The organism is Microbacterium sp. P26 (assembly GCF_023712585.1).
GTDB classification, from domain to species: Bacteria; Actinomycetota; Actinomycetes; order Actinomycetales; family Microbacteriaceae; genus Microbacterium; species Microbacterium algihabitans_A.
In genome coordinates this window covers 155,499-178,821 of sequence record NZ_JAMAXZ010000001.1, presented here as the reverse complement: position 1 = coordinate 178,821, position 23,323 = coordinate 155,499, and the positions used below count along the sequence as shown (strand labels likewise).

At 70.7% G+C, this 23,323-nt stretch carries 24 protein-coding genes and 1 tRNA gene; 12 read left to right on the top strand and 13 right to left on the bottom strand.

Annotation, left to right across the window (positions count from 1 at the left end; genetic code table 11):
* Nucleotides 1-50: 50 nt before the first annotated feature.
* Entirely contained in the window at nucleotides 51-953 is a 903-nt protein-coding gene (locus tag M3667_RS00910; RefSeq protein WP_251503828.1) for an NUDIX domain-containing protein, read from the top strand.
* Between the two features lie 201 nt (nucleotides 954-1,154).
* On the opposite strand, the gene M3667_RS00905 is transcribed toward M3667_RS00910, so the two are convergent.
* Nucleotides 1,155-1,538, bottom strand: a complete 384-nt coding sequence (locus tag M3667_RS00905; RefSeq protein WP_251503825.1) for an RNA-binding S4 domain-containing protein — start codon at nucleotides 1,536-1,538, stop codon at nucleotides 1,155-1,157.
* A 42-nt stretch (nucleotides 1,539-1,580) separates the two neighbouring features.
* Nucleotides 1,581-2,159, bottom strand: coding sequence for a GNAT family N-acetyltransferase (locus M3667_RS00900; RefSeq protein WP_251503822.1), 579 nt, complete (start codon nucleotides 2,157-2,159; stop codon nucleotides 1,581-1,583).
* A gap of 123 nt (nucleotides 2,160-2,282) precedes the next feature.
* Here M3667_RS00900 and M3667_RS00895 point away from each other — a divergent pair.
* A tRNA-Pro gene (locus tag M3667_RS00895) sits at nucleotides 2,283-2,356 on the top strand.
* 102 nt (nucleotides 2,357-2,458) lie between these two features.
* On the opposite strand, the gene M3667_RS00890 is transcribed toward M3667_RS00895, so the two are convergent.
* Together M3667_RS00890 and M3667_RS00885 are read right to left on the bottom strand one after the other, a co-directional pair.
* Nucleotides 2,459-2,728, bottom strand: coding sequence for a hypothetical protein (locus M3667_RS00890; RefSeq protein ID WP_251503819.1), 270 nt, complete (start codon nucleotides 2,726-2,728; stop codon nucleotides 2,459-2,461).
* Nucleotides 2,725-2,979: a hypothetical protein gene (locus tag M3667_RS00885; protein WP_251503817.1), complete on the bottom strand. Its 255-nt coding sequence runs from the start codon at nucleotides 2,977-2,979 to the stop codon at nucleotides 2,725-2,727. The genes M3667_RS00890 and M3667_RS00885 overlap by 4 nt, the downstream gene beginning before the upstream one ends.
* 129 nt (nucleotides 2,980-3,108) lie before the next feature.
* Here M3667_RS00885 and M3667_RS00880 point away from each other — a divergent pair, with 129 nt between their 5' ends.
* Together M3667_RS00880 and M3667_RS00875 are read left to right on the top strand one after the other, a co-directional pair.
* Entirely contained in the window at nucleotides 3,109-3,423 is a 315-nt protein-coding gene (locus tag M3667_RS00880; RefSeq protein ID WP_251503814.1) for a hypothetical protein, read from the top strand.
* A gap of 220 nt (nucleotides 3,424-3,643) precedes the next feature.
* The gene (locus M3667_RS00875) at nucleotides 3,644-4,750 is read left to right on the top strand and encodes an acyl-CoA desaturase (protein WP_251503812.1); all 1,107 of its coding nucleotides are present in this window, start codon (nucleotides 3,644-3,646) and stop codon (nucleotides 4,748-4,750) included.
* 96 nt (nucleotides 4,751-4,846) lie between these two features.
* Here M3667_RS00875 and M3667_RS00870 read toward each other — a convergent pair whose 3' ends face one another.
* The gene (locus tag M3667_RS00870; protein ID WP_251503809.1) at nucleotides 4,847-5,086 is read right to left on the bottom strand and encodes an alternative tryptophan synthase beta-subunit; all 240 of its coding nucleotides are present in this window, start codon (nucleotides 5,084-5,086) and stop codon (nucleotides 4,847-4,849) included.
* A gap of 134 nt (nucleotides 5,087-5,220) precedes the next feature.
* Between M3667_RS00870 and M3667_RS00865 the strand changes: the two genes are divergently transcribed.
* Nucleotides 5,221-5,568: a YnfA family protein gene (locus M3667_RS00865; RefSeq protein ID WP_251503806.1), complete on the top strand. Its 348-nt coding sequence runs from the start codon at nucleotides 5,221-5,223 to the stop codon at nucleotides 5,566-5,568.
* Between the two features lie 14 nt (nucleotides 5,569-5,582).
* Here M3667_RS00865 and M3667_RS00860 read toward each other — a convergent pair whose 3' ends face one another.
* The 3 genes from M3667_RS00860 to M3667_RS00850 all read right to left on the bottom strand — a co-directional run bounded on the left by M3667_RS00860 (nucleotide 5,583) and on the right by M3667_RS00850 (nucleotide 8,215).
* Nucleotides 5,583-5,768: an alternative tryptophan synthase beta-subunit gene (locus tag M3667_RS00860; RefSeq protein WP_251503790.1), complete on the bottom strand. Its 186-nt coding sequence runs from the start codon at nucleotides 5,766-5,768 to the stop codon at nucleotides 5,583-5,585.
* Between the two features lie 438 nt (nucleotides 5,769-6,206).
* Entirely contained in the window at nucleotides 6,207-7,511 is a 1,305-nt protein-coding gene (locus M3667_RS00855) for an ABC transporter permease (protein WP_251503787.1), read from the bottom strand.
* Nucleotides 7,508-8,215 (bottom strand): ABC transporter ATP-binding protein, encoded by a 708-nt coding sequence (locus M3667_RS00850; RefSeq protein ID WP_251503784.1) that lies wholly within the window; start codon nucleotides 8,213-8,215, stop codon nucleotides 7,508-7,510. The genes M3667_RS00855 and M3667_RS00850 overlap by 4 nt, the downstream gene beginning before the upstream one ends.
* A 132-nt stretch (nucleotides 8,216-8,347) precedes the next feature.
* Here M3667_RS00850 and M3667_RS00845 point away from each other — a divergent pair, with 132 nt between their 5' ends.
* Together M3667_RS00845 and M3667_RS00840 are read left to right on the top strand one after the other, a co-directional pair.
* Nucleotides 8,348-9,541 carry a histidine kinase gene (locus tag M3667_RS00845; protein WP_251503781.1) on the top strand — a complete coding sequence of 398 codons (1,194 nt, stop codon included), beginning with the start codon at nucleotides 8,348-8,350 and terminating at the stop codon, nucleotides 9,539-9,541.
* Nucleotides 9,538-10,203, top strand: a complete 666-nt coding sequence (locus M3667_RS00840; protein WP_251503778.1) for a response regulator transcription factor — start codon at nucleotides 9,538-9,540, stop codon at nucleotides 10,201-10,203. The genes M3667_RS00845 and M3667_RS00840 overlap by 4 nt, the downstream gene beginning before the upstream one ends.
* 7 nt (nucleotides 10,204-10,210) lie before the next feature.
* On the opposite strand, the gene M3667_RS00835 is transcribed toward M3667_RS00840, so the two are convergent.
* Nucleotides 10,211-10,645, bottom strand: a complete 435-nt coding sequence (locus tag M3667_RS00835; protein ID WP_251503775.1) for a DUF2000 family protein — start codon at nucleotides 10,643-10,645, stop codon at nucleotides 10,211-10,213.
* 49 nt (nucleotides 10,646-10,694) lie between these two features.
* On the opposite strand from M3667_RS00835, the gene M3667_RS00830 reads away from it, so the two are divergent.
* Complete coding sequence (locus M3667_RS00830) at nucleotides 10,695-11,486, top strand: AraC family transcriptional regulator (protein WP_251503772.1); 792 nt, start codon at nucleotides 10,695-10,697, stop codon at nucleotides 11,484-11,486.
* Nucleotides 11,483-11,878 carry a ribonuclease inhibitor gene (locus M3667_RS00825; protein ID WP_251503768.1) on the top strand — a complete coding sequence of 132 codons (396 nt, stop codon included), beginning with the start codon at nucleotides 11,483-11,485 and terminating at the stop codon, nucleotides 11,876-11,878. The genes M3667_RS00830 and M3667_RS00825 overlap by 4 nt, the downstream gene beginning before the upstream one ends.
* A gap of 99 nt (nucleotides 11,879-11,977) precedes the next feature.
* On the opposite strand, the gene M3667_RS00820 is transcribed toward M3667_RS00825, so the two are convergent.
* Nucleotides 11,978-13,753: a Na+/H+ antiporter gene (locus M3667_RS00820; protein WP_251503765.1), complete on the bottom strand. Its 1,776-nt coding sequence runs from the start codon at nucleotides 13,751-13,753 to the stop codon at nucleotides 11,978-11,980.
* Nucleotides 13,754-13,946: 193 nt separating this feature from the next.
* Here M3667_RS00820 and M3667_RS00815 point away from each other — a divergent pair, with 193 nt between their 5' ends.
* Nucleotides 13,947-14,243 (top strand): hypothetical protein, encoded by a 297-nt coding sequence (locus M3667_RS00815; protein WP_251503762.1) that lies wholly within the window; start codon nucleotides 13,947-13,949, stop codon nucleotides 14,241-14,243.
* 312 nt (nucleotides 14,244-14,555) lie between these two features.
* Here the strand turns inward: M3667_RS00815 and M3667_RS00810 are convergent, their stop codons facing one another.
* The 3 genes from M3667_RS00810 to M3667_RS00800 are packed head-to-tail and all read right to left on the bottom strand — an operon-like array spanning nucleotide 14,556 to nucleotide 20,069.
* Complete coding sequence (locus M3667_RS00810; RefSeq protein ID WP_251503759.1) at nucleotides 14,556-17,903, bottom strand: ATP-binding protein; 3,348 nt, start codon at nucleotides 17,901-17,903, stop codon at nucleotides 14,556-14,558.
* Nucleotides 17,900-18,601 carry a DUF4194 domain-containing protein gene (locus M3667_RS00805; RefSeq protein ID WP_251503756.1) on the bottom strand — a complete coding sequence of 234 codons (702 nt, stop codon included), beginning with the start codon at nucleotides 18,599-18,601 and terminating at the stop codon, nucleotides 17,900-17,902. The genes M3667_RS00810 and M3667_RS00805 overlap by 4 nt, the downstream gene beginning before the upstream one ends.
* Nucleotides 18,594-20,069, bottom strand: a complete 1,476-nt coding sequence (locus M3667_RS00800) for a DUF3375 domain-containing protein (protein WP_251503753.1) — start codon at nucleotides 20,067-20,069, stop codon at nucleotides 18,594-18,596. The genes M3667_RS00805 and M3667_RS00800 overlap by 8 nt, the downstream gene beginning before the upstream one ends.
* Nucleotides 20,070-20,343: 274 nt before the next feature.
* Here M3667_RS00800 and M3667_RS00795 point away from each other — a divergent pair, with 274 nt between their 5' ends.
* Together M3667_RS00795 and M3667_RS00790 are read left to right on the top strand one after the other, a co-directional pair.
* Nucleotides 20,344-21,699, top strand: a complete 1,356-nt coding sequence (locus tag M3667_RS00795; protein WP_251503750.1) for a hypothetical protein — start codon at nucleotides 20,344-20,346, stop codon at nucleotides 21,697-21,699.
* Nucleotides 21,693-23,312, top strand: coding sequence for a S8 family peptidase (locus tag M3667_RS00790; protein ID WP_251503748.1), 1,620 nt, complete (start codon nucleotides 21,693-21,695; stop codon nucleotides 23,310-23,312). The genes M3667_RS00795 and M3667_RS00790 overlap by 7 nt, the downstream gene beginning before the upstream one ends.
* The last annotated feature ends 11 nt before the right edge of the window (nucleotides 23,313-23,323 follow it).

Below are 23,323 nucleotides of genomic sequence, written 5' to 3'. Positions count from 1 at the left end.
TGTGACGCGCGGCGGAGCTGCGACGCGGCGGGTGTGCCAGGCTGGAGGGGATGACGATCGAGCCTCCCGCCCCGGGTGAACCGCGGCGTCCGCACGGGCCCCGTGACCCCGGCGATGCGTGGGTCGTCGCGCCCACGGGCGAGAAGTACTGGGGCCGCTTCGGTGCCGCGGGTCTGCTGGCCCTCGATCCCGTCCGCGGCGTGCTGCTGCAGCACCGCGTGTCGTGGAGTCACTTCGGCGACACCTGGGCGCTGCCCGGCGGTGCGCGTCACGAGGGCGAGTCCGCCCACGACGGCGCGCTGCGCGAGTCGGGGGAAGAGGCGGGAGTCCCGGCGGATGCCGTGAGCCCGCGGTTCGAGAGCGTGCTCGACCTCGGCATTTGGTCGTATTCCACGCTGGTCGCCGACGTGACGACGCCGTTCGAACCGGTGATCAGCGACCCCGAGAGCGTCGCGCTCGAGTGGGTTCCGGTCGATCAGGTCGACGACCTGCCGCTGCATCCGGGTTTCGCGGACTCGTGGCCGGCCCTGCGCGCGGCCCTCGCCTCGCGACCCGCGATCGTCGTCGACGTCGCGAACGTGATGGGCGCGGTGCCCGACGGCTGGTGGAAAGACCGCGCCGGTGCCGCCACCCGTCTCGCCACCAAGATCTCGCGACTTGCCGAGCGGGGAGTGGATGCCGAGGCACTCGGGCTCTCCGCGACGCGCTGGTTCCCGTCGGTCACCGCCGTGCTCGAAGGGCAAGCCCGGTCTGCGGAGCCCGTCGCACCCGCCATCGAGGTGCGGCACGCGCCGGGCGAGGGCGACGACGAGATCGTGGCGGTCGCTCGCGAGCTGGCGGCTCTGCACCGACCGGTGGTGGTCGTGACGAGCGACCGCGAGCTCGCGGCGCGCGTCGAGGAGTTCGGCGCGGTCGTCCACGGTGCCCGCTGGTTGCTGGATCAGCTCGACTGACCCGCGCGCGGGTCGGGAGGTGGTTGCGCTTGCCGAAGCCTCCTGTTCGTGAGGTGGCTGAGCTTGTCGAAGCTTCCGGTTGGTGAGGTGGCTGATCTTGTCGAAGCCTCCGGTTGGTGAGGTGGCTGAGCTTGTCGGAGCCTCCGGTCCCTTCGACAGGCTCAGGGACCCAGGTTTCCGCTTACGGAGCTGGGTCGCGGCTCAGTCGAGCTCCCGGCCACGCAGCTTCTCGATGTCGCGCCGGTCGCGCTTCGTGGGGCGTCCGGCGCCGCGGTCGCGGACGGGCACGAACGGCATGCTCTCCTTCGACGGCGGCAGGGGAGTGCGGTCGTCCACGGACTCCGCGACCAGGGCCGCGCCGACGCGCTTGGCGATGGTCTTCTTGACCACGAGGATGCGGTCGAACCCCTGGATGCGTACCCGCAACTCGTCGCCCGGCCGCACCGGCTGAGCAGCCTTGGCCCGCTCGCCGTTGACACGCACGTGACCGGCGCGGCACGCGGTCGTCGCCGCGGACCGGGTCTTGTACACGCGCACGGCCCAGAGCCACGCGTCGACGCGCGCGGTGGTGGGGGCATCGGTCATGTCAGGTCCTCGGTGGGCGAACCTCCATCGTAAGTCGGGCGGTCAGTCGCGCAGCGTCAGGGAGACGAGCGCGCAATCGGGCTTGGGCCGATCGATGACGTCGAAGCCGGCGTCCTCGAACACCGAAACCGTGCCACGGTACAGCTGGTTCGCCGACCTTTTCGAGTTGGCGGGGTCGAGGGGGTACGCCTCGACGACCCGCGCCCCGGCGTCGCGGGCGGTCGTGACCGCGGCATCCAGCAGCTTCTTCATCAACCCCTGACCTCGGTGGGCCGTGCGGATGACGAAGCACGACACCGCCCACACATCGTCGGCGTCGAGCGGCTCGGCCGTGGCGGCCGTCACGTCGCGAGTGCGCAGGAGTCGCGCCTGATCGGTGCGGGGGCCGACGCGCACCCATCCCGCCGGTTCTCCATCGACGTAAGCGATGAGCCCCGGGGGCCGCTCGCCCTCCATCTCGGTGCGGAAACGTTCGGTGAGCTGCTCGCGGGAGTTCTTCTCGAACTCCGCGTTGGTGAGCAGCCACCATTGGCACTGGCATCCGGGACCATCGCCGCTGTCGAGCGCGACCTCGGCGTCATCGAAGCGGTCGGAGGTCGCAGGCAGGATCTCGATCGTCATGTCGGCGACCGTAGCGAGGGGGTCCGACATCGACAAGGGTGCGGCCACACGCCCGGGCCGTGCGCTGGTTCGCGGCACTGTCGGCGAGGGGCTAATATAGGGGAGTTGCCCGCTCGCGGGTAACGGGATGTGGCGCAGCTTGGTAGCGCACTTGACTGGGGGTCAAGGGGTCGCAGGTTCAAATCCTGTCATCCCGACGGAAAAGGGTCGGAATCCTGTGGGATTCCGGCCCTTCGTCGTTTCGCGCGGATCGACCGGCAGGACGCACGCACGATCGCCACCGACCGTATCGCTCCGCGTCATCCCAGATTGATCACGGCGAGGACCGTCACGATCACCACGCACGACACGATGAGCATGACCCACCCGGCCCTGCTGCTCGTGGCGCCGGCGCCCGGAGCCGGTGGTAGGCCGAGCTGTTCACGCAGGCGAGCCTGTTCGGCATCGAGTTTCTCCCGCCACACGTGCGCACCGGGGTCCCAGCGGGCCAGGCTCATGGTGGACCGGAGCAATCGGTCCTCGGCCTCGTCGAGGCGACGCAGACCCGCCGCGCGATCCTCGGCGTTCACGAGGTGGCATCCATGGGGTCCTGATCCGACTCGCCCGCCTCGTACCGAGCGGCACGCGCCAGCGCCTCGTCGGCGTCGCGGTTCCGCTCGCGTCGAACGAACCAGACGAGGTAGACGACGGCGACAGCGATGACGATGATCGCGAGGAGCCACATCCCGTTCACCGCGAGCACGAACCCGACGACCGTCAGCGCGGAGAGCGGAACGATCGGAAGCACGATCCGCTTCACCTCGGCATTCGTCATCCCCATGTGCCCAGGAAACAGCTCGCGTGCGCGGTACGTCCAGCCATTGACCCCCACCGACGTGGCCGCGTACACGCCCGCGAAACCAGTAGTCCGCCCCGCCATCCACCCGCCCCGCCGCCGCGAACAACCGACGTGGCACAGACAGACGCTCGCGAGTTCCTGATCAACGTGATCGATCGGGCTGCGGCAACAGGACGACCTTTCTGGGACGCGACGCCCGAAGAGCGTGCGGCCGTGCGTGAGCGCTTCGGCACTCCCGCGGCGGCCATCCGCGCCGCACGACAGCCGTGCGATGACGGGCAGGGCGTCGTCGCGGCCGACCTCTTCCTCAGCACTGCGATCCTGGTCGAGGTCGCCCTAGACCTGCTCAACGACGAGGGCGTCGGGCGCTCCCGCGAAGAGGCGACGGCGGCACTGCGTCAGAGGGTTCACGCGTTGCTGGGGTGACTGACCGTCACCACCCTGGAATACGACCCCCGGGCGGCCCCGAGCCTGGCAATCGCCTGGGCAATCGCCCCTCCTTTCCGCCGCGATCCGCGTGATTCCGGGGGTCGGCGTCGAGCGGTATGCGCCTTCGCGCATACGCCCCGCGTAGCGTCACGAACAAGTCCTCGGCATCCGCCTTCGACTTCGGGCCGACACGGTCACCCCACCCGAGGAGCACGCAATGGCTGCACCCGTCATCGAGTCCCGGATGGGGCCGATCCGTCAGACCTACAAGGGGACGACGGACTTCCCGCCCATGGCGAAGGCTTACACCGAGCTCTCGCAGGTCGTGCGCGAAACGGGCCTGCTGGTCCGCGCCCGCCGCTTCTACGCGATGGTCGGCGCCGTGCTCATCCTCGGTTTCGCCGGCTGCGTGACCGGTTTCGTCCTGCTGGGCGACAGCTGGTTCCAGCTGCTCATCGCGGCTGCGCTCGGCATCCTGCTCACGCAGGTGGCGTTCCTCGCCCACGAGGCCGCGCACAAGCAGATCTTCGCCTCGGGCAAGGCCAATGACCGTCTGGCGCTGTGGCTCGCTGCCGGCGTCGTGGGCATGAGCCTGTCGTGGTGGACCTCGAAGCACACCCGCCACCACGCCAACCCCAACCGCGTGGGCAAAGACCCCGACATCGAGATCGACACGATCTCGTTCATCGAGGTCGACGCCGCCAAGGCGCGCGGCCTGCAGCGCTGGATCACCCAGCGTCAGGGCTGGGCCTTCTTCCCCCTGCTCACGCTCGAGGGAGCCAATCTCCACTACATCGGTCTGCGCCACCTGCTCTCGAAGGAGCCGGTCAAGGGTCGCTGGACCGAGCTCGGCCTCATCGCCCTGCGATTCGCGATCTTCGTGGCTCCGGTGTTCGTCTTCCTGCCGCTCGGCATGGCCTTCGCCTTCGTCGGCGTGCAGCTCGCCGTGTTCGGCCTGTACATGGGCGCCTCGTTCGCCCCGAACCACAAGGGCATGGCCGTCATCGCCCCCGACGCGAAGCTCGACTTCTTCAGCAAGCAGGTGCGCACCTCGCGCAACATCACCGGCGGCTGGTGGGCCACCTGGCTCATGGGTGGCCTGAACTACCAGATCGAGCACCACCTCTTCCCGAACATGCCGCGCCCGCACCTCAGCAAGGCCCGCGCCATCGTCAAGGAGCACAGCCAGACCCTCGACGTGCCCTACGTCGAGACCACGCTGCTGCAGTCGTACGGCATCGTCATCCAGTACCTCAACCGGGTGGGGCTCGCCGCCCGCGACCCGTTCGAGTGCCCGATGACCTCGGCGGCCGCTCGCGCCTGACGTTCTCGGATCCACCACCCGGAGGGGCCTCGCACAGAGCGGGGCCCCTCCGGCGTTACCGGTGGAGCCCCGCGGAAAGATGGTCGGGTCGAGCGGTCAGCCGCTGAACGGCTTCAGCTCGGGGTCGCCCCATGCGGCGGTTCCGGATGCCGACCCCGCGGCGTATTGCGCGAGCGAGAGCTCGCGGGAGTCGTTCCATCCGCGTCGGGCACGGACGATCGTGAAGCCCTGATCGCGGAGGTCGCGGGCGTAGTCGGGGGTGAGCGCGTGGTGGGGGAGCTTCTGCCAGCCTCCGGGCATGCGGTAGGCGTGCGTGGCGGTGCGCGGACGAGTCATGGTGTTCTCCTGACGGAAATCCCTCGGGGCTACGTCATCGGAGCGGGTGGCCAACGTTACGCCGAGGTCGCAGAAGAATCTGTCCCCCTTTCGGTGGTGTATCGGCCGGATCGCGAGTCGCCCACAATGGTGGGGTGACCACCGCACGCATCATCGTCCTCTTCCTGCTCGCCGCCGTGGCGGAGATCGGGGGAGCCTGGCTGATCTGGCAGGCCGTGCGCGAGAACCGCGGGTGGTGGCTCGCGCTTCTCGGCATCGTCGCCCTCGGCGCGTACGGGTTCATCGCGGCGCTGCAGCCCGACGCCCACTTCGGCCGGGTGCTCGCCGCCTACGGCGGGGTGTTCGTCGCGGGATCGCTGGCGTGGGGCATCGTCGTCGACGGCTTCAAGCCGACGACATGGGACTACGTCGGTTCAGCGGTCGCGCTGGTGGGGGCGGCGATCATCGTGTTCGCCCCGTCAGCCGAGGCTGCGACCACCTGAGCCGTGCGACGCCGTCAGCTCGGCAGGACCGGTGAGCCTGTGCGCTGCGGCGGGTAGTCGCGCAGCGAGATCTCGCGGCTGTCGAACATGCCGCGGCGCGCCCGGACCATGGTGAATCCTTGATGGCGCAGCTCTTCGGCCACTTCCGGGGTCAAGGTCTCGTGGGAGGTCTTCTCCCAGCCGCCGCCGAGCGAGTACACGTGTGTCACAGTGCGAGGTCGAGTCACGGTCTTCCCCCTTCGAGGGAACCGTAGCCCCCGAAAGACCGGTAGTACTGATCTTTCTCCTATGCGTCATCTGGGTATCCGTTTCTGGTATCGGCCAGATCAGCGCTTCACCGCCGGTTGTCCGACCGAACCCTAGACTCTTGAGTAGTTAGCTAGGTGAAACGTATGGTTTGTGTCAAGGACCGTTCGCGATCCGCCCTGCTCGTCCACACTCGACACATGCAGAACGAGAACGCGCCTCACGAGGGCATCGCCGACGATTTCGCCGCCTCCGACACCGCACGTCCTTTCGGGTCGTATCTGTCGGTGATCAACGGCGGCGAGTAGTCGTCCGGAACCCCCGTCACGGGGTTCGATACGAGAGGGCCGGATGCCATGGCATCCGGCCCTCTCGCGTTCACGGAACCGCCATCACTCGTAGCGCAGCGACTCCACGGGATCCGCCCGCGCAGCTCGCGCCGCAGGAAGACTGCCGGCCAGGAACGCGATCGCCATGATCGCCACCGTCGTGACCAGGATCGACGTCGGATCGAACGCGATCAGCTGCAGCCCCGGCAGATCGCTGAACAGACTCTGACCGAGCTGAGCGCTCACGGCCGTGCCGACCGCGATCGCCACCGCGGCCCCGATCAGGCTGCCCAGCAGTCCGAGGAACACGGCCTCGAGGCTGAACAGCGAGAACACCCGCCCGCTGCCCATGCCCATCGCCTTCATCAGCCCGATCTCGCGGGTGCGCTCCTGCACCGACATCAGCAGGGTGTTGACGATGCCGAAGCTCGCCGCCAGCAACGCGATCACCGCGAACGCGTTCAGCACCAGCACGATGCCGTCGATCACGGCCTTGAACGTGCCCAGCTGATCCGAGACGGTCTGGCCGGTGTATCCGGCATCCGTGAGCGTCGTCTTGATCTCGTCGATCTGCGCCGCGGTGGCCGTCGGCGACACGAAGGCGCTTGCGCTGGCGTACCGATCGAGCTGATCGGAGGGCACGCCGGTGTTCTGCGCGGCGAACAGGGCGTCTTCGAGGGCGGGATTGGTGGTGAGCGAGGTGGCGTTGGCGAACGCCCCCTCGGTGACGCCGGTGATCGTCGCCTCGACGAGGTGCGGGGTGCGCACGGGATCCGACACGGCGACGGTGAGGGTGGCCCCGACCGCGTCGTCGGCGCTCGAGAACCCGAGCGGCGTGACGAGCGACTCGGGGATCGCCGTCTGCAGGGCCGAGCTTGAACCGTCGGGCGCCGTTCCGGCCGACAGCTGCGGGGTCTGTCCGCCGATGAGCGACCCTGCCGATGCGACGTAGGGCTGCCCGCCGTCGTACTGCACGTAGTCGATCTTCACGGCCTTCGCCGGCACGACCCGCTCGATGCCCGACAGGCCCTCGATGGTCGAGATGTCGGCATCCGTCAGCGCCGAGACCGCCGTGCTCGCGCCCGGTCGACCGGGGTTCGTGGTGCCGCCGGAGACCGAGTCGGGATCGTATTTCTGAGGGGCTCCGGATGCCGCGTCGCTCGTGCTCGTCTTGGTCACCGTGAGCACGTCGCCGGCGCCGATCGCCGAGACGGTGTCGTCGATGAAGCGGTTGATGCCCGTGCCGAGCCCGTTGGTCAGGGTGAGGGTGAACGCGCCGACGAAGATCGCGAGGACCGTCAGGATCGTGCGGGTCTTCGAGCGGAACGTGTTGGCCGCCGCGGTGGCGACGAGGTCGGTGGTCCTCATGCCGCGCTCCGTTCTTCGGCGACGATCACGCCGTCGCGGATCTGCACGCGGCGATCGCAGCGCGCGGCGAGGTCTTCGTCGTGCGTGACGACGATGAGGGTGATGCCGTGCTCGCGGTTGAGGCGGAACAAGATGTCTTCGACGACGGCGCCGGTGGCGGTGTCGAGGTTGCCCGTGGGCTCGTCGGCGAAGATCACCTGCGGGTCGTTGACGAGGGCGCGGGCGATGACCGCGCGCTGCTTCTGGCCACCCGAGAGGGCCGTGGCCTTGTTCTTGGCCTTGTCCTGCATGTCGAGCTCGGCCAGGGCCGCGAGTCCTCGGCGCTTGCGCTCGGCCCGGCCGACTCCTGCGATCTTCAGCGGCAGCACGACGTTGTCGAGCACGGAGGCGTTCGGGGTGAGGAAGAACTGCTGGAACACGAAGCCGAACGTCTTGTTGCGGGTGCGGTTCAGCCGGCGACCGCGGAGGGTCGCGGCATCCGTGCCCTCCAAGATCACCGAGCCGGTGGTGGGGGCGTCCATGAGGGCGAGCAGGTGCATGAGGGTGGATTTGCCCGAGCCGCTCTTGCCGACGATCGCGATGCTCTCACCGCGTCGGATGTCGAGCGACACTCCGCGCAGCGCGTCGAAGCGCGCCGAGCCGCGGCCGTACGACTTGTGCAGATCCACGACGGAGAAGAGCGGGGGAGGAGGTTCGGTGGTCATGGCTCCACTGTCGTCGCGCGGGCCCGCTGCCGCGTCGCTCCGCGGGGGTGCGGGCATACCCCGGTGGGGGGAGATCTCGTCTGCCCCCACCGGGCGATGGTCAGACGCTCGCGTGCGCGTCAGACTGGGACGATGCGACCCGACCCGACGACGGACTCCGCGCCGCGTCTGATCCCCGCCGGTCGCGCGTGGTTGCTCGATGTCGTCGCCGCGATCCTCGTGATCGCGCCGGTCTTCGCCCCCGTGCCGTTCCCCGAGCTGCGCCCGTCGAGCCCGCTCGTGTTCGCGATCGCGGTCGTGCCCGCGCTGCTGCTGCCGTTGCGGCGGCGCTGGCCGCGCACGGTGCTGTTGGCGTGCATCGCGCTGTACGTCACGGCGCTCGTGCTCGGCACGCTGCTGCCCGGGGCCGCGCTGTCGATGGTGATCGCCTCCTACGGCATGGCCGACCGGCTCACTCGGCGCGAGGCCGCCCCGGTGGCGATCCCGGCGGTGGTGGGCCTGGTCGGGGTGAGCATCGTGATCGAGCTCACGACGGGGCTCGACACCCGGTTCCTGCAGGTCGGGCTGATGGTGACGCTCGCGGGCGCGCTGGGCGACGCAGCTCGCTCCCGCCGCGCCTACGTCGAGGCCGTGATCGAACGCGCCCGCCGCGCCGAGCAGACGCGCGAGGCCGAGGCCCGACGCCGGGTCACCGAGGAGCGGCTGCGCATCGCGCGCGACCTGCACGACGCCGTCGCGCACCGCATCTCGGTCATCAGCCTGAACGCGGGAGTGGCGTCGTCGACGCTCGAGACGCGGCCCGAGCGCGCCCGCGAGGCGCTGGCGACCATCCGCACCGCCTCGCGCGACGTGCTCAGCGAGATCGGATCCCTGCTCACCGTGCTGCGCGCGCCCGACGAAACCGCTCCGCGCGAGCAGCCCGGCCTCGCGCGCCTCGGAGACGTCGTGGAGTCGGTGCGCGTCGCGGGATGGGACGTCGTCGTCCGCGACGAGCTCGACCGCGACGACCCGGCCGACTCGCTGCCCCTCTCGGTCGACATCGTCGCCTACCGCGTCGTGCAGGAGGGACTGACCAACGCCCTCAAGCACGGCACCGCACGTCGCGCGCACGTGCTGCTGCGCCGCGACGGCGACGAGATCGAGATCGTCGTCACGAACCCCCTCGACCGCACGCCCGAGACCGCCTCTCCCTCCGGCTTCGGTCTCGTCGGTCTGCGCGAACGCGTCGAGTCGGTGGGCGGTCACCTCGATGCCGGGCTCGCCCCCGGCGGCTACCGTCTCGCCGCCCGCCTTCCCCTCGCCGTCACCCCCGGAGGTGTCCGATGACCCGCGTGCTCGTGGTCGACGACCAAGCCCTCATCCGCACGGCCGTGCGCGACCTTCTCGATGCCGCGCCCGGCATCGAGGTGGTAGGCGAAGCCGTCGACGGGGAAGAAGCGGTCGCGCTCGCCGGATCGCTGCGGCCCGACGTGGTGGTGTGCGACATCCGCATGCCGCGCCTGGACGGTATCGAGGCCACTCGTCTGATCTGCGCCGACCCCGCCCTCGCCGAGACGCGCGTGCTCATCCTCACCACGTTCGAGGAAGACGACTACGTCGTCGCGGCCCTTCGGGCGGGCGCGAGCGGCTTCATCGGCAAGGGAGCCGAGCCCGACGAGATCGTGCACGCGGTGCTCGCGGTCGACGACGGTGGTGCGCTGCTGTCGCCCGTGGCGACCCGGGCGATGATCGAGAGGTACGTGCGCCGGGTCGAGCCGACGGCTCCACGGGATGCGCCGTCGCTGGCGATGCTGACCGAGCGCGAGCGCGAGGTCTTGCTGCACGTCGCGCGCGGCCGGTCGAACGACGAGGTCGCGGCCGCGCTGTTCATCTCGCCGCACACCGCGAAGACCCACGTGAAGAACACGATGCTCAAGCTCGGCGCCCACGACCGCGCTCAGCTGGTGATCGCGGCCTACGAGAGCGGGCTGCTCGTTCCGGGGGAGTGAACTCCCGTCACGCGTGGGCGGTGGCGCCTTTCGCCATGCGGTCGACGGCGTTGCGCGGGCCGCGCATCGCGATGCCGACGAGATCGAGATCGGATGCCGCGACCGCGGCCACCGCCGCCCGGTTCGCCGCATCGTGGGAGGTGGCGAAGAGCTCGCGCGTGTAGACCGCGAGGGCGACGTCGTCGCGCGCGGCCGCCTTGGCTCGCGCCTTGGTCAGCGTCTCGGCGTCACCGCTCAAGACGATCACCGGCTGCCGCAGCATCGGCAGGTAGGTCGTGCCGTCGGCGTCGAGATACGGCTCGCCGACCAGATCTGGCGCGCTCGTTGCGATCCCCGACATGAGGAACGCGGTGACGTTCAGCTTCTGCCAGGGGGCGAGGTCGTCGCGCAGCATCACGATCACCTTGGTGTCGAACAGGGGGACGGTGTTCTCATCACTCACCCCTCCAGCATCGGGCGGCGGTGTCGGTGGGGTCTTGTACGTTTCTCACATGGTCGATCGCGTGCGGGCATGGCATCCCGAGGTGCCGCTGCTCCGTGAGAGCTACCACGCCGAGCTCGACCACGCCTACCCGGTGCACACGCACGACGACTGGGCCGTCATGCTCGTCGACCGCGGAGTCGTCTCGTACGCGCTCGACGGAGGTGCCCACTATGCGGCTCCGTCCGCGGTGACCGTGCTGCCGCCGGGCATCCCGCACGACGGACGCTCCGCCCGCGTGGGCGAGGGCTATCGCAAGCGCGTGCTGTACCTCGGTGGGGAGTGGCTCTCGAGCGAGACGGCGGCGCAGATTGCGCGGCGCCCGACCCTGGCCGACCCGCAGGCCATGACCGCGGCACGGCGCGTGCACGCCGCCCTGCGGCATCCGGGAGACGAGCTCGCCGCCGAGCACTGGTTGCTCGCGGTGCGCGCGGCCGTGCGCGTGCACGCCGGGGCGGGGCTCGCCACGGTGCCCGATGTCCCGCTCGCGCGGCGTCTGCGCGCGCTGCTCGACGACCGCACCACCGAGTCGTTCACCCTCGCCGACGCGGCGCGCGAACTGAACGCGCATCCGAGCCATCTCGTCCGGGTGTTCTCGCAGGCCTACGGCATCGCTCCCCACCGCTACCTCGTGACGCGTCGCGTCGACACGGCGCGCCGATTGCTCGTCGACGGCGTGCGCCCCGCCGAGGCGGCCGTGCGCGCAGGCTTCCACGATCAATCGCACCTGACGCGACACTTCCGGCGGGTGCTGGGCGTGACCCCCGCGGCCTTCGCGACGTCGGGAACGCGGATGCCATGACCCGGCCGACCTTCGAGATCGACGGAGCGGCGGTGCACGGCATCCCGTCGCTCTACGTCGAACTGAACCGCGTTTTCATGCCCGACGAGGACTGGACCCTCGGCGAGAGCCTCGACGCGCTCGACGACCTGCTGTACGGCGGGTTCGGCGTGCTGCGCGGGGCCGAGCCGATGCGGGTGGTGTGGCGCGACGCCGAGGTCGCGCGCGACGCGCTCGGCGTCGAGGCCACGCGGGAGTATTACCGGGCGAAGCTGGAACGCCCCGAGGTGTACGCCGCGGGCCCCGCGCAGCGGGCGCTCGACGCCCTCAACGCGGGTCGGGGCGAGACGTACTTCGAGCTGGTGCTGCGGGTGTTCCGCGACCATCGCAACATCGAGCTGGTGCTCGCCTAGGCGACCACGAGGCGACGGGCCGTCAGACCAACCGCTGCAGCAACCGGGCGCGCGGATGCCGCCGGGTGGCGGGAGCAGGGTCCGATCGCCCCGCTGGGGCTAGTCGCTCGCCTTCTCGAGCCCCCGCGTGCGGATCTCCTCCAGGTCGAGACCGGCGAGGATCTTGCGCGCGACGAGGTCGTCGATCGTGCCCTCGCGGCGCAGGCGCAGGAGCACCTCGCGCTTGCGGTCGAGGATCGCGAGCCGCAGCCGCTGCGCCTCCTTGTGCCGCAGCAGAGGCGAGCGCTGCGTCACGTCGATGTCGTCGCTGACGGCGATCATCTGCAGGGGACCGGTGAAGGCCGTGCCCTCGTCATCGGTGCCCGACGAGGCGCGGTCGGCGTTGCGCTTGTCGGACTCGGGTGCCTCGGGCGGGAGCGGCCCCGTCGCCGAGCTGTCGTCGTCGAACGAGGCGTCGAGCTCGGCGAGGTCACGCTCTTCGATCGCCCGCTGGCGGGCGACGGCGCGCGCGTTGGCGAGCTCCAGGCGTTCGTACCCCTCGCGCCGTGCGCGGTCGCGCACCCGGTCGCTGATGCCGTGCTCGACCGCGAGGTCGTCGAGCGCAGACAGCGCGGCTCCCGAGATCGCGCGCTCGGCGAGTTCGTACTCCTCGATCGCGGCGTCGTCGTTGGGCAGCTTCGCCCACTTGATGACCGCCGGCAGCAGTGGCCCCTGCACGAGCAGGGTGAGCACGATGACACCCGCCGTGACGAACACGATCGCGTCGCGCCCGGCCACCGGGTCGCCCGCGGCCGTGGTGACCGGCACCGACAGGGCGATGGCGAGCGACACCGCTCCGCGGAACCCGGCCACGGTGCACACGATGCGCGATCGATGCCGCAGCGACCGCGACGATCCGGCGGCGGGACGCGAGAACGGCGAGAACAGCCACTGGAACAGGTAACGCACGACGAACAGGGCGATCCAGGCGGCCACGGTCACCAGGAGCAGGATGCCGATCTCCGACCCCGAGATCTCGTGCAGCACGAGCTGCACCTCGAGCCCGATGAGCACGAAGAGGGCGCCGTTGAGGAGGTAGACGCCGAAGGGCCAGGTGGCATCCGCCGCCCTTCTCGACATGGCCGTGGTGATGCGCGGCGACACCCACGCCATGATGAGGCCGGCGAACACGACGGCGAGCACACCGGAGGCGTCGATGAGCTCGGCGATCAAGAACGACACGAACGGCACCAGCGCCATCGTGAGGTTGATCGTCAGGGTCGACTGCATGCGCCGCAGGGCGAAGAACGCCGCGGCGGCCACGGCGATGCCCGCGGCGGCTCCGCCGAGGTACGACAGCAGCACCATGCCGGTGATCTGCAGCGGGGTGATCTGGTCGCCGAGCAGCAGCGCGACGGCGATGGCGTAGAGCACGAGGGCGGTGCCGTCGTTCGTGAGGCTCTCGGCCTTGAGCTTCATGAAGGTCTTGGCGGGCAGCAGTCGGCCGAGGGCGGCGACGGCCGTGGCGTCGGGCGGGGCAACCGCAGCACCCAGCACGAGCGCGGCCTCCCACGGCACACCCATCAACGTCGCGACCCCGGCCACGGCGAAGGCGGATGCCACGACGAGCAGAGTGCTCATCGGAATGATGTAGCGCAGCGAGCGACGCACCGACCGCAGCGACGTGGTCCACGCCTCGCGGAACAGCATGACGGGCAGGAACAGCAGCAGCACGGTCTCGGGTGGCAGCTCGATCTGGCGGAGCTCGGGGATGAAGCCGAGCGCGAGGCCGATGACGAGCAGCACGAGCGGTGTCGCCACGCGCAGTCGGGGAGCCAGGACGGTGCCCACGAGCATCGCCAATCCCAGCAGAACCGTGATCTCGAGTCCTTGCATGCCTGCCGCCTTCCGCCGTGCCCCTGAGCACAGCGTAGAGAGGGTCGCGGACATTCCCGAGGGCGGCAATTCCGCCGCGAGCCCCCGCCACGCCCGCGCGCGGGCGATCCCGGCCGATCGGTAGTCTGTCCGGACGGTGCGCAGAGGGGGAATCCGCAATGTCTCAGGTCACTCGCGCCGACGAGGGGTGACCATGGGGATCGTCGCCGTCTCTCCTCGACTTCCGTCCACCGACCCGCGCATCCCGGTCTTCCCGAACGGTCGGCGGCCCACCTGGCTCGTCGCCGTCGTCGCCCTGTTCGCTGTTTTGCCATACGGTGCCGGTCCGCGCGTCGAGGCGCCGATGCTCGCACTCGGGTCCGACCCCAACCGGGTCGCCACCGTGGTGCGCTACTTTCGCGACGTTCCCTCGGCGCGGGCGGAGCTGAACGGCCCCGGCCCGGTCGCCCTGCGCGGCGTCGACGATGCGCTCCGCGCCCGAGAGGGCTGAGCGCGTTCCGCACACTCCGCGATCAGCGCAACCTCAGCCGCGGAGCCGCCATCTCGACTGAGGTTGTGCGGTCCGCTGAGGTTGTGGTCGCGCCCGAGGACTGTGCACGCCTCGCACCCTCCGCGATCCGCGCAACCTCAGCCGCGGAGCCTCCCTCTCGACGGAGGTTGTGCGGTCCGCTGAGGTTGTGGTCGCGCCCGAGGACTGTGCACGCCTCGCACCCTCCGCGATCCGCGCAACCTCAGCCGCGTGACCCCCAACCCGACGGAGGTTGTCCGATCCGCTGAGGTTGCGCCACGGATCAGCCCGAGCTCACGCCGGCAGCGCCACCTTCGCCTTCGCCCACGAGCGCCCGCGGGTGTCTTTGAGGATGTCGTACTCGACGTCGACGTGCGGCTCGATCGCGCTGTACTTGTCGTTCGGCGCGCCGATGACGAGCTGAAAGCCGAGCCCGCGCCAGGCGCCGATCGCGCGCTTGGTGAAGTGCGCGTCGGCCTTGATGAGCGCCTCGTCGAGGAAGACGGGGGCGTAGCGCGGGCGCTCCGACCCCGCGTCGCCGAGCTGATACCGCAGGGCGGCGCCGACGATGAAGGCGATCAGCTCCTGCGATTCACCGCCCGACTTCTCGCCGATGTGGTCGTACAGCGCCACGTGCTCGCCGGTGTCGGCGCGGAAGCGCTCGGCGCTGACCCGCACGTGGTTGCGCACGTCGACGAGGTCGGCGAAGTCGGGGGCGGTGGGGCGGATGCGGTTGATCAACCGCGCCATGCGCCCGTACACGGCCTCGCGTTCCTCGTCGGAGCCTGCCGAGTCGATCGCCGCGCGCACGTCGCGCAGCTCGCGGCGGAAGCGCTTGCGCACCTCCGACTGGCTCTCGCGCGGCACGATCTGCAGGCGGTGCTCGTCGTCGTAGAACGGCAGGTCCTGCATGATGTCGTTGATCGGGGCGATGCGCTCGCGGATCTCGCGCAGCGCACGCGTGAGCGCGGAGTCGAGGCTCGTGAGGTCGTTGCCCGACAGCCGCAGCAAGGAGTCGCGCCACTCCGCTTCGAGCTCGTGCAGGCCGCTGGCCTCGAGCTCGCTGAGGATCCGCTCGAAGTCACCGAGCGCCTCGTCGGGGTCGGCGAGCAGGTTGGGGCTGGGCCACCGGTCGGTGAACGCGGTCATCGTGCGGCGGAGACTCTCGCGCTGATCGCTCCACGTCTCCTGCGCCGCGCGTTGTTCCTCAAGCAGGCGCTTCGACGCCGACTCGAGGGCCGCGTCGAACCGCGCGAGCCGCTGCGAGGGCGAGACGTCATCGCCGGAGGGCGCCACGAACAGCCCGTCGAGGTACGCGACCTCGTCGTCGGTGAGCGTCATCTCGCGGTCGTCGGCCCGTTCGAGCAGGATCTGCGCGGCATCCACGTCGTCGGTGATCTCGGCCCAGCGCGCGGCGAGCGCCTGCTGCTCGGTCTTGGCTCCGCCGATTTCTTCGCGCAGGCGCGCGACGCGGGCCTTCGCGCCCGAGATCTGCTCCTGCAGCTCGGCGATGCGGGGGTTTCCCGCGGTGACTTCGACGACCGTTTCGTTCCAGCGGTCGAGATCGCGTTCGACGGATGCCACGTCGACCTGGTCCCATGACAGATCCGCGATCTTCTCGAGGGCGCCGCGTCGGTCGTCGAAGGCGTCGAGGGCGGCGGCGGCCTCGTCGACCGCGGCCGTGGCCGAGGTCAGGTCGCGGCGCACGGTGACGATCTGCTCGCCGAGCTCGGTCAGGCGCACGCGCGACGAGAAGCCGAGAATGCTCTGTCGAGCCGACCCGCCGTGGGCGCCGCGGGCACCCTGGCTCGTCTGGCCCGAGATCGTGAGCGCCATGCGGTGCTGCGAGAGCTCCGATGCGGCATCCACGCACACGAAGGCGAACTGCTGCTCGAGGCGGTCCTGCAGCCAGCCGGTGAAGGGCGAGGAGCGGAACTCCAGGCGGCCGGGCAGGGTCGCCGGGTCCAGCGCCCCGCGCTCGGGCAGGTCGGTCGGCACGCCCTCGAAACGCAGACGCTCGCCGAGGCGCACGCCGTCGATCGCGGAGCGGAACGAGGCCAGGTGTGCGGCGTCGACGAGCAGCGTCGTCGCGAATCCGCCCAGGGCGAGGGTGAACGCCCCGCGCCACGGCTCGAACTCGGTGCGCACGTCGACGAGCTCTGCGACGAAGGGCAGCTCGGCGGCGGTGAGTCCCGCGGCTTCGGCCAGCGCTTCGCGCGCTTCGTGAAGGCGCGGGGGGATGTTGTCGTCGCGGGTCTGCGTGCGACGGTGCTCGGCCTCGAGGGCGGCGAGCTGCTGGCGCAGGTCGGTGTGCCGGCTGCTGGCGGCGACGAAGGCATCGCGCACCGCGCTCTTGGCATCCGTGTCGGCGAGGGTACGACGCGCCTCGGCGACGAGCGCGTCGAACTGCTTCTCGGTGGCGACCTCGACCGAGAGCACGGCGAGGGCCGCCTCGAACCGCTCGCGGTTGCGCTGCATGCCGGCCAGGCGCCGCTCGAGGGTCCGCAGCTCGCGCTGCGCCGCGTCGAGGCGGTCGCCGCCGGCCGCGCGCAGCACGTCGCCGAGGCCTTCGCGTTCGGCCTCGGCCGCGTCGGCGAGGGCTTGGCGCTCGCGAACCAGGGCGTCGGTGGCGTGCGTGCGGTCGCGCAGCTCGGCCTCGACCGCTTCGAGCAGGTCGACCCGGCGCTGCGCGCGCCAGAGCGAGGCGCGCGACTCGGGGTCGCCGAAGCGTCCGAGCGCGTCGATCAGGCGCAGGCGCTCGGCGGCGTCGTCGATGCGCGTCTTCATGCCGCGAATCGGCTGCAGGGCCCGCACCTGCTGGCGGGCCTCGAGCATGCGCGTGCGCGTCGACTCGAGTCCGTCGAAGTGCGTGACGACCGCGTCGGCCACGGCGAGCGTTTCGGGCTCTTCGAGCACCATGCGCTTGTAGAGGTCGTCGACGGTGGTGATCTGCTGTCCGGCCTGGATGCGTGCGAGCAGGCTCATCGCCTTGGTTCCCGCCCCCGCCGCGCCGATGCCGAGCACGGCGTGCAGTCGCGCCGAGAACTCGCGGTCGGTGGCGAGGGTGTCGAGGCCGGTCGCCCGCACCGCGGAGTCGGAGAGGTGGCTCTGCGCCGCCCGCTCGAGCCGGCGCAGGTCGAACGCCCCGTGCACGGTCGCGCGCACCTTGACTGCGTCGTCGAGCGTGCGGGCGGCGGCGGGGAAGTACCAGGCCCGCACCGCGGTGAACCGCGCACCGTCGTGATCGGCCCAGGTCATGCCGATCGCGGTCCACGTATCGACGCCGTCGCCGCGCAGCACGCGCACCTTGGTGCCCTCGTCGGTGCGCGACTCGTCGAGCTTGCCGCGGCCGTACGAGAGGATGTTGCGCTGCTCCTGGCCGCGCGGGCGACCCACGACAGCGCCGTTCGAGGCGCCGTTGAAGGGGGTCGTGTGCGGCATCATCAGCGCGACGTACGCGTCCATGAGCGTGGACTTGCCCGAGCCCGAGCCGCCGCACAGCAGCGTCGCGGTCGGCGCGAAGCGCACGCGGTGCGTGCCGTCGTACCCGCCCCAGTTGATGAGCTGCAGGTCTTCGGCGACCCACTGCTGCCCGCGGGAGGCGGCGGGGATCAGCCCGAACAGCGTCTCGAGCATGGTCATACGAGTTCCTCCTCGAGCGTGTCGGCTAGGGCGGATGCCGCGGCATCCGCCACCTGCTCCTCCAACCACCGCTGCAGATCGCGCAGCACCTCGGCGCTGAGCACGATCTCGATGAGCGGCCCGATGCGGTAGCGCCCCTCGGACTCCTCTTCGATGATTCCCTCGCGATCGAGGCGCGCGATCGCGGTGCGGACGGCCCGCTGCTGGCTCGCGCGGGTGCCGTCGGTCTCGCTGAAGTAGGTGAGAACCGTCTGCTCGACCTCTTCGACATCGACGCGGGCGGATGCCGTGCCGGCGGTCGTCTCGCGCTGGAACACCGTGCGCAGGTAGACGAGCACCAGCGTCTCGGCGCGGGAGTACGCCTCGTCCTTCAACAGGATCGGCACGTCGAGCTCGTCGCTGCGCACCTGCTCCTTGTAGGCGACGCCGCGGGCGTGGTCGACGACGAGGCGCACGAACAGGTCGTTCAGGCGCGACTCGATCATCTGCTGGTGCTCGAGCAGCAGCTTCCACTCGGCGGGGGAGCTCTCGGCGACGAGGAAGCGCCGCTGCAGGATGCGCACGAGCACGCGTCGCACGTCGGCGTCGAGCGTGCCGCGGTCGCCCGCGAACAGCGCGTCGGGGTCGTTCTCCATCGCGACCGGCGCGATGAACGCGGGGCTGTCGTCCCCGCCGGAGGGAGCGTCGACGTCAGTCATCGGCATCCGTTTCTGTGTGGAGCTGGGCGGAGACCGCCCCGAAGGCGAAGCGCCGGGTCGTCCCGTCGGGGCGAACGGCCTCGACGATCGAGACGTCGTCGTGCTCGACGAGGCCGTCGCGGTGCACGATCTCGAGCAGGCCCACGAGGTCGACGGGGCGACGCGTCTCGGCATCCGCTCCCGCAAAAGCGGTCGCGAGGTCGAAGCCTTCGGCGAGCGATGCGACGTACTGTTCGAGCTCGGCGTAGTGCGGGCCGCCCCACGCGCGCGTGTCGGCGTCGACGAACTCGACGTCGGAGTCTCCGGATGCCAAGGGCTCCGGCGCCCCGGGAGGACGCACGTCGCTGAGGGATCGGCGCAGGTGCCCGATGTCGGCGAGGGGCAACGTGCGCACGGGCTCGACGCGACCGGGGGAGCGGGTCTGGCTCCAGCGGTGAAGGCCCGCCATGACGCCGCGCAGCAGGTCGTCGACCTGTCGGTCGCGGATCGGGTCGTGCGTGCGCACCTGCGCGGTGATGACGTGCGAGGCGCGTCGCTGCGCGGTGAGCACCTCCTGCACGCCGGCCTCGACGCGCCTCGCGATCGCGTCGAGCTCTCCGCGCTGCTCGGGAGTCATCAGGCGCGAGAACGGCTGGGTGAGCACGGCGTGCAGCTGGTCGGTGAGGTCGTCGATGTTCTCGGGGTCGCCGATCAGGCGCAGGGCGCCCTGGAACGCCCGCCCCTCGGGGGTCGCCTGCATCACCTGGCGCCCGCGCTCGAGGTATTCGCGCAGCACTTCGCCGGTGGGGCGCACGTCGCGTCGCAACTCGGCGACCACGTCGCGCTGCATCGCGGTGATCGACTCGGCCACGCGCGAGAAGTCGGCCGGCAGTTCCCGCGCGAGGTGGATGACGTTCTCGGCCTCTTCGAGCAGGTGATCGTCGTCGAGCGGTTCGACGACACCCTCGTCGAGCGCGGCGATCTCGGCATCGAGGGCGGCGCGTTCTTCGAGCAGCGCCTCTCGGCGCCGGGCGGGGTCGCTCTCGGCGTCGCGCGCGAGCCGCTCGACCGCATCGAGCAGGGTGCGCACGCGCGAGCGCGAGACGCGGGCACGGCCGCCGCCTGCGCGACCGGCGATCTCGAGGGCGCCCACGGCGTGGGCGGACAGCCGGTAGACCTCGACGTCGTCCTCGATCTGCAGACTCAGCCAGCCCACGCGCACCCACCCGCGGCAGATCTCGCGCGCGGTGCCGGCGGGGATGCGGCGGTCGTCGTCGCTGTCGATGCCCGCGGCGCGCAGCTCGTCGATCGCCTCGGCGACCTCGACGTGGGCGTCGGCGACCGCGACGGCGGGGCGGTCGGGGGTGAACACGACCGACAGTACGGCGACGACGAACGGGGCGAACCGCCCGTGCAGCAGGTCGAGCGTGGGGTTCTTGAACGCGGTCGCCGAGCGCAGGTACGCGGCTTCGGCTCGGGTTCTGGACACTGGCTGAAGTCTACCGGGGGCGCATGACGTGCCCTGGCGAGCCTCGGGCAGGTGAGATCCCGGGTGAGCACGAGCCGATCGCCCTGATCGGCCGCACCATCGTCTCCGCGATCCGATCCGCGGAGAACGGCGACCGGATGCCGACGTCTCAGGCTTTCACCCCCTTCGGGAACCGTCTTCTCAGCGCGTCCCTCGCCGACGCATAGGGAATCGTCACCCGCACGTCGTGGGTCCTCAGCCGTGACGCCCACCGGCCCGTCAGGAAGGACGACCTGTGCGACACTCCGTCGATCGCCCGCTCCACCTCCCCGCCCACCCCTCCCGTCGGGTGATCCTTCACGGCGCCGCCTGGGCGGTGCCGGCGGTGGCCCTCGTCGCCGCGACCCCGGCCTTCGCCGCTTCGGGCACGACCCTCTCGTTCTCGGCGGCGTCGTACTCCGGCGTCACGTGCGGCACGATCACCACGGCCGTCGTCAGGGCGGCGAACGGCGCAGCGGCCGCGGTCGGGGTCACCATCGCCCTGCAGCTCTCCGGCGGCTACACCTTCGACGGGGGCGGCACCTCCGCGACCGTGGTCACCGGCTCCGACGGGTCGGTGTCGTGCGGCACGATCCACGTGCCCGGCAACGGTGCGACCGGCACGCTGTCGGCGTCGTCGTCGGGGGCCGCGAGCGCGTCGGCCTCGTTGACGGCATCCGATGCCCGCATCCTCACCTCGCCGAGCGGCCTCGCCAACGTCACGAGCGTGCCGGTCGGATCGACGCCCGTCGGCCTGGACTACTTCCTCGCGGGCGGCGTGCTGTACAAGTCGGGCACCGGAGCGGTGGCCACCGGCATCTCAGCGGTGGGCAGGCTCGTCGAGTCGCCCTCGGGCAATTCCACCTTCCTGCTGCCGGTGCGGCGCAGCGACGGCTCGGCGGCGGTGTTCAGCACCAGCGCGGGCACACTGACGGCCGTCAGCGGCACGCCGTCGGGGGCGACGCCCCTCGCGGCCGACCTCTTCCTCTCGGGCTCCTCCCTCTACCGGGGCGGCGTGGCCGTGGCCACCGACGTGGCCCAGGCGGGCCAGCTCATCTCGCACGACGCGGGCAGTGGCTCGTCGAACAAATTCTTCCTGCCGTACCGCTCGACCGTCGGGTCTGCGCGCATCCTCCGCCTGCCCGACAACGACGTGCGCACGGCGCCCGAATACGGCACCGCGAACGGCCCGGGTGGGGGTGCGACCCCGATCGCGGACGACCTGTTCCTCTCCTCCGGCAACATCTACCGGGTGAGCTGGGACGGCACCAGTGCCTACGGCACCGGCCTCGTGGCATCCGGGATCGCCGCGTTCGGGACGCTCACGCCGAACCCCTACTACGCGGGCGAGCGGTTGCTGCCGGTCCGCCGCAGCGGCACCGGCGAGGCGGCGCTCTTCATGGTCTCGGGCAACGCTGTGCGCACGGCGAGCAACGTGCCCACCGGCTGCACGCCGCTCGGCGCCGACCTGTTCGCCCTGAACGGCGCGATCTACCAAGACGCCTCGGGGCGCGTCGCGAACTCCGTGTCGGCCTACGGCACGGCGGCCCCGGCGTCGTTCGGCTCGAACAAGGTCTCGGTTCCCTTCACCGTCTCGACCTCGTCATGCTGAGTGTCGATCCTTCCCGGCGCAGGGGCCCTCGCGGCACTCTCCGGTGGATCGCCGTCGGCCTGATCGGGGCGTTGCTCATCGCCGGGGGCGTGACCCTCGCGCTGTGGCCTCCCGCTGATGACGCGATCCCCGCGGTCGCGGCGGCCGCCGACGCCCCGACTCCGACGGCCTCCGAGACGCCCGACCCCGCTGCGTCGGCCGAGGGAACGGGTATCGCCGCGGCCGACGAGTGGATCCACGCGGTCGACCTTCCCGCCGATGCGACCGACGACGACCGGCTGCAGGCCAAACTGGCGTACGACCTCATCACGGTTCCCCTCAGCCAGCGCGACGCTCTGCTCTCGCTCCCCGGTGTCGACACCGTCGCGCCGATCGTGCGCGACGACGCCCTCTCGGTGGCCGTGCTGCGCGAGCAGTCCGACATCGTGCGGGCGAGCATTCCGGATGCCGTGGTCGAGCCGAACCAGGTCGCCAAGGTCGACGCCGATCAGACCCCCGTTCCCTCGTGGGGTCTCGACTCCGTCGACAACGCCGGCGGTGTGCAGGACGGTCACTACCGCTACGACAACGACGGAGCCGGGACGACCGTCTTCGTCATGGACAGCGGTGTGCAGTCCGACCACCCGGACTTCGGTGGTCGTGTGGACGCCGCCGCGGGCAAGGACTTCATCAACGACGGTCGGGGCACCGAGGACTGCCTCGGGCACGGCACCCACGTCGCGGGGACGGTCGGCAGCACGACGTACGGCGTGGCCAAGAAGACGCGCATCATCCCGGTGCGGGTGTTCGGCTGCTCCGAGACCGGTTCGGCGATGGACGTCTACTACGCCCTCAACTGGATCACCGACAACAATCGCTGGCCCGACCGCATGGTCATCAACATGAGCCTGAGCGTGCCCAAGTACTTCCCGATCAACAACACGGCGTCGTTCGCGAACAGCCGCGGCTTCGTCGTGGTCGCCGCCGCCGGAAACGAGTCCGAGGACGCGTGCAACTCGTCCCCCGGCTCGACGTCGTCGGTCATCACCGTCGGGTATTACACGAAGGCGCTCAACTACAGCGTCTACAGCAATTACGGCTCGTGCGTGAAGGTCGTCGCCCCCGGCGGAGACATCACCTCCACCTACGTCAACGGCGGCACGGCCACCGCGAGCGGCACCTCCATGGCCGCCCCGCACGTCGCGGGGCTCGCGGCCCGCCTGCTGCAGGCCCACCCCTCGTGGTTCGGGTCCGACGTGTTGGCCTCCTTCAAAACGGCCGCCTCGACCGGACGCCTCGGCAACATGCCGGCCAACACGGTCAACGTGATCGCGACCATCCCCGTGGCGGCCGCACAGCCTCAGGTCACCTCGCTGACCACCAGCGCCGCCTCGGGCGGCATGGGGCTGTCGTGGACGACCAACGGCGTCGGCACCTTCACCGCCTTCGCGATCACGGTCACCGACACGACGACGGGAATCGCGTACCCGGTGACCGTGTCCGGCAGCAAGTCGTCGACCGTCTTCACGAACGTCATCGCGGGCCACGCCTACTCCATCACCATCATCGGCACGGCGACGGTCTCATCGGGCGCCTCCGTGACGACCGATCCGGTCACCGCGACCGGCCCGTGACGCGCGTGAGT

Bases quoted from the DNA above. Each gene is read 5' to 3' on its own strand.
- M3667_RS00900 (WP_251503822.1), bottom strand. From the start codon at position 2,159: ATGACGATCGAGATCCTGCCTGCGACCTCCGACCGCTTCGATGACGCC.
- M3667_RS00820 (WP_251503765.1), bottom strand. From the start codon at position 13,753: ATGCAAGGACTCGAGATCACGGTTCTGCTGGGATTGGCGATGCTCGTG.
- M3667_RS00790 (WP_251503748.1), top strand. From the start codon at position 21,693: ATGCTGAGTGTCGATCCTTCCCGGCGCAGGGGCCCTCGCGGCACTCTC.
- M3667_RS00830 (WP_251503772.1), top strand. From the start codon at position 10,695: ATGGTCGATCGCGTGCGGGCATGGCATCCCGAGGTGCCGCTGCTCCGT.
- M3667_RS00850 (WP_251503784.1), bottom strand. From the start codon at position 8,215: ATGACCACCGAACCTCCTCCCCCGCTCTTCTCCGTCGTGGATCTGCAC.
- M3667_RS00905 (WP_251503825.1), bottom strand. From the start codon at position 1,538: ATGACCGATGCCCCCACCACCGCGCGCGTCGACGCGTGGCTCTGGGCC.
- M3667_RS00815 (WP_251503762.1), top strand. From the start codon at position 13,947: ATGGGGATCGTCGCCGTCTCTCCTCGACTTCCGTCCACCGACCCGCGC.
- M3667_RS00910 (WP_251503828.1), top strand. From the start codon at position 51: ATGACGATCGAGCCTCCCGCCCCGGGTGAACCGCGGCGTCCGCACGGG.
- M3667_RS00810 (WP_251503759.1), bottom strand. From the start codon at position 17,903: ATGACCATGCTCGAGACGCTGTTCGGGCTGATCCCCGCCGCCTCCCGC.
- M3667_RS00840 (WP_251503778.1), top strand. From the start codon at position 9,538: ATGACCCGCGTGCTCGTGGTCGACGACCAAGCCCTCATCCGCACGGCC.
- M3667_RS00870 (WP_251503809.1), bottom strand. From the start codon at position 5,086: ATGACTCGTCCGCGCACCGCCACGCACGCCTACCGCATGCCCGGAGGC.
- M3667_RS00885 (WP_251503817.1), bottom strand. From the start codon at position 2,979: ATGGGGATGACGAATGCCGAGGTGAAGCGGATCGTGCTTCCGATCGTT.
- M3667_RS00875 (WP_251503812.1), top strand. From the start codon at position 3,644: ATGGCTGCACCCGTCATCGAGTCCCGGATGGGGCCGATCCGTCAGACC.
- M3667_RS00825 (WP_251503768.1), top strand. From the start codon at position 11,483: ATGACCCGGCCGACCTTCGAGATCGACGGAGCGGCGGTGCACGGCATC.
- M3667_RS00845 (WP_251503781.1), top strand. From the start codon at position 8,348: ATGCGACCCGACCCGACGACGGACTCCGCGCCGCGTCTGATCCCCGCC.
- M3667_RS00855 (WP_251503787.1), bottom strand. From the start codon at position 7,511: ATGAGGACCACCGACCTCGTCGCCACCGCGGCGGCCAACACGTTCCGC.
- M3667_RS00805 (WP_251503756.1), bottom strand. From the start codon at position 18,601: ATGACTGACGTCGACGCTCCCTCCGGCGGGGACGACAGCCCCGCGTTC.